The sequence below is a fragment of the Thermoanaerobacter sp. CM-CNRG TB177 genome, from assembly GCF_018588165.1.
Lineage (GTDB): Bacteria > Bacillota > Thermoanaerobacteria > Thermoanaerobacterales > Thermoanaerobacteraceae > Thermoanaerobacter > Thermoanaerobacter thermocopriae.
Genome location: NZ_JAFCAC010000064.1, coordinates 1 through 381 on the forward strand (window position 1 = coordinate 1; position 381 = coordinate 381).

1 protein-coding gene is annotated in these 381 nt (G+C 29.9%); it reads left to right on the forward strand.

All coding sequences use genetic code 11. The features are described from left to right. Window positions 1-70: 70 nt before the first annotated feature. On the forward strand, window positions 71-381 hold a 311-nt coding region (locus I4N53_RS07540; protein WP_214495965.1), incomplete at its 3' end, for a helix-turn-helix transcriptional regulator.

Consider the following 381-nt stretch of genomic DNA (forward strand, 5'->3'; position numbering starts at 1 on the left):
GGTTTTTGAAAATTTTTTGTTGACCTAATATTTCCTATATGCTAATATAGGAATATAGGAGGTGAATCCCATGGCAGAAAACATCTATGAACTCCGCGCAGAATTTTTTAAGGCCCTTTCTCATCCGACAAGGCTGAAAATTTTAGACGTAATTTTAAATGAAAAGGAGATTTGCGTATGCGAAATTGTAAATAAAATAGGTGTAGATCAATCAACAATATCAAAACATTTAAATATATTAAAAAAAGCTGGCATTTTAGAAAGCAAAAAAGAAGGTCTTTCAGTATTTTACAAAGTAAGATTCCCTTGTATGAAAGATTATTTTATCTGTATTGACAAAACCATAAAGTGTGATCTTGTAACTAAGGTTTCCTTTATTGA